This is a genomic window from Sulfurimonas sp., assembly GCF_023228785.1.
Classification (GTDB): Bacteria; Campylobacterota; Campylobacteria; order Campylobacterales; family Sulfurimonadaceae; genus Sulfurimonas.
Window position 1 is genome coordinate 1 of record NZ_JALOAN010000082.1, and the last position, 2,543, is coordinate 2,543.

4 protein-coding genes are annotated in these 2,543 nt (G+C 40.1%); all 4 read left to right on the forward strand.

Annotated elements, in window-relative coordinates:
* Positions 1-453: hypothetical protein (locus tag M0Q24_RS11655; RefSeq protein ID WP_295050850.1), on the forward strand; the 453-nt coding region annotated here is incomplete at its 5' end.
* Positions 454-831: 378 nt separating this feature from the next.
* A complete protein-coding gene (locus M0Q24_RS11660) occupies positions 832-1,131 on the forward strand; it encodes a hypothetical protein (RefSeq protein WP_295050852.1) in 300 nt (99 codons plus the stop codon).
* Positions 1,128-1,373 carry a hypothetical protein gene (locus M0Q24_RS11665; RefSeq protein ID WP_295050854.1) on the forward strand — a complete coding sequence of 82 codons (246 nt, stop codon included), beginning with the start codon at positions 1,128-1,130 and terminating at the stop codon, positions 1,371-1,373. Before M0Q24_RS11660 ends, M0Q24_RS11665 begins: the two co-directional genes overlap by 4 nt.
* 191 nt (positions 1,374-1,564) lie before the next feature.
* A partial coding sequence (locus tag M0Q24_RS11670; protein WP_295050856.1) for a transglutaminase domain-containing protein occupies positions 1,565-2,543 on the forward strand: 979 nt, incomplete at its 3' end.

The following is a 2,543-nucleotide window of genomic DNA, read 5'->3' on the forward strand; positions in this document are numbered from 1 at the left end:
CGCCGTTTTGATAGTGATCAAATTTTTGACATGAAAAAAGTCATTACAAATGTTGTGGCTACTATGGTATATTGCAAAGATTACAGAGATTGGGGCTTTGGCGACGATGAACCCACAGACTACGACGCCGAAGAAACAACGGGAATTCACGCCCGTTTTGAAAATGGATTTTGGTATTTTGGCAAAGATTACGGCTTAGGTAGTGAAGTTCTAAATTTTGTGGCTGACGCGATAATCAAAAAAGCTAATGCCATTGGTATTACTCTATTCTCTTTAGGGTGGTATCTTGCCACCGCGGATTACATGACTGAAGAACAAAAGGGGTGGGATGATGAGGACGAGTCCAAAGAAAAAGATTTTTCTTTGGCTCCATACTGGCTATGGATTGATGAAAATTTAATCCCAATTCACGATTCTGAAGATTTGATTAAAGAAATGAGGGGGCAAGCATGAGGAATATTTTTTGTGAAGATTTTGGGTATGAACAGAGAATTTATTTAAAAAATAAACTTTCAAATTTTATTTATAATTCCATGAGCCGTCAAATAAGAATAGCTAAAAAATTAGATCGGTGTTTGTGGAACGAAAAAGATTTAGAACGATGCCGTAAGTTTTATAAAAATAAACGTTGGAAAGATTATTGTCAAAATCGGCTTTATGAATTGGATGGGTTATAATGAACTTTTTTCGATTTGCTAAAAATTCGGTTATCCAAGACCTAGTTAAAAATGGTGATTATTGGTTCCTGTCGCAATACTACCCAAAGCAGCTAATTGGATGCTTAGAAAATACTCCATTACCAATCTTTAACCCACCGCGTAAACCGTGGTATTGCCTAAAATCGGCGAAAAAATACATGCTAGAAAACGGCTGGAAACTTATAAAAACGATTCCAGATCATTCGAAATTACAACAAACCAACGTACAAACAAAAAAGGCGGTCAAATAATGGCGCGTAGAATTCAAATTGTCCTACCCGACGGGATCCACAAAAGAACGGCGGTGGCTTCGGTGGATAAATCCGAAAAAATGGGGCCAAATTTTTATCTTGAAATTTTCGCTAAAGGTTTACTTGTATGCGAAAACGAAATCAAAGAACAACGTCAACAAAAACCAAAAGGCAAACAATGAGCGAACAACAAGAAAACCAAGAAAATTCTATTAACCCCGCCGATGTTTTAGCGATGGTGGCCGAACATGGGGAACCGATGAAAGAGGCGATTTTAGATATTCCCTCTCAAATCTATGTTCTTTCACGCGTTACCCTGGCTAAATCCTTTATTTTCAAAAATGGCGATGAAATGGAGTTTCGGAAAGATTCATTTGAAAAAGCATGGGCTTTTTTGTCGGGGGAGTCTGAAGAAAACGGGTAAAAACCACTGAAAAATGGGTGAAAATACTGGAATAACCAGTATAAAACCCCAAAAAAATGTAAAATTTTGATAAAAACGCCTTTTTTAGAACAAAAATTCTAAAATGGGCGTTTTTTTTATTATATCTTTTCTTTATGCGGGCAAATTTTAACGCGTGGCGGTTAACTGATCCAAAGCAAACGGCTAAGGAAATGGTTAGACTATGCACGGTTTACGCGGGCGATTTGGGGAATTTAGCGCGTTTACCGCTCCCAAGATATTTTGATTTGGTCCGAAAGCTACCATATAAAGCGGATCCAAAAAATGCCGAAACTTTGAGCCGCCCCAAGTTTTTGCTTGAAAAGGATTATTCTTTTCGGGATTGCGACGATAAAGCCATTTTAATGGGATCATGGCTATATCTAAATAAAATCCCTTTTGGCTTCTACGCCTCCAGCGTTAAGCCCAATCGGCAATTACATCATGTTTGGACCGTGGCGCGGCTCAATGGGCGGGATATAGTCCTAGATCCTACATACAGGCACCACAAATTTGGGGAATTGCCAAAACGCGATCAAATCACAAGAATTCAAAAATTAATTGAGGTGCCCGCCGTGCAGTTGCATACATACGAAGGATATGGAGACAAACAACTAGGATTTTTAAAAAAGATCAAAAAAGCGTCTCGAAAAGTTAAAAAAGTCGCAAAGAAACAAGTAAAAAAGACTACCAAAGCGGTAAAGCAAACGGGTACACAACTAAAGCGGGGAAATGTACTTAAAGCGGTAAAAACCGCCGCGCGGCCTATTCCAGGCGCAACCCACGCAGTAAAAACAACTTATAAAGTGGGAACGCAACTAAAGCGGGGTAATTTACTTAAATCGGCCAAAATTGCGGGGCGTGGCGCGTTAAAGCCAGCAAAACAAGTGGCCGCTGTTATCGGGCGCAATATGCCCTCAAGCATTAAAAACGCGATAAAATCCGCCGTTCGGAAAGTGGCGGGGGATAAAGTAACCGCCGCAACAAAAGCGGTTATTTTGCCAAGTGCCACGGCTGCAGCTATGGCCATTCCAGGCGCACAACCTTTTGCCGTTGCGGTGCCTGTTGTGGTTAATTTGGCTCTTGATGAAATCATTGCCGCCGCCAAAAAAAAAGCGGTTCGAAATGTTAAGAAAGTCGTTAGAAAAAATG